This is a genomic window from Bradyrhizobium genomosp. I (2014) (assembly GCF_000261685.1).
In the GTDB taxonomy this organism is placed as follows: Bacteria; Pseudomonadota; Alphaproteobacteria; order Rhizobiales; family Xanthobacteraceae; genus Bradyrhizobium.
On the sequence record NZ_AJQE01000070.1, the window covers coordinates 1 to 563 of the forward strand.

A 563-nucleotide genomic window follows, 5' to 3' on the forward strand; every position below is an offset into this window, starting at 1 on the left:
CCGGCGGGCCAACGGCCGGAGCAGGGGCGGCGCCCGGCACGGTGCCGCCGAACGGCACGCCCAGTCCGGCCGCGACGGCTCCCGCCGGCAATGTCCATGGTGCGACACCGCAAGCACCGGCGCCGACCAAGCTGCCGCAGACCAATACGCTGCCGGTGCCCGGGACCCCCGGTGGACCGCCGCCCCCGGCCAGGGCAGGCGGGACGCCCGGCGCTGCCCCGCCTCATGGCAAGCCCGCCGCGACGGCTACGGCGCCCACCGGCAACGTCCCGCCGGCGCCGCCGAACGCGGCAACCGTTACGGCGCCTAACCACCCGCCGGCTCCTGGAGGTTCGACGACCCCGTCCGCGGGGATGCCCAGGCCATCGGGCACATCGACGCCGCCGGTCACGGACAAGCGCGGCCGGCCGGCCGGTCCGCAACCGAGCGCGTTGTTGCCGCCGGGCGCGGCGGCCGGCAAGCCGGCGCTGCCGAGCACGGCCAAGCCGGTAGCGCCTCCACCGCCACCGGTGGCAGCGCGAGAGCCCTCCAGGGTTCAGGATCGTCGGCCCGCTCCGCCGCCG

1 pseudogene is annotated in these 563 nt (G+C 78.3%); it reads left to right on the top strand.

Annotated elements, in window-relative coordinates:
- Nucleotides 1-563 (top strand): annotated as a pseudogene (locus IC50_RS42775) (caspase family protein); the annotation flags it as partial.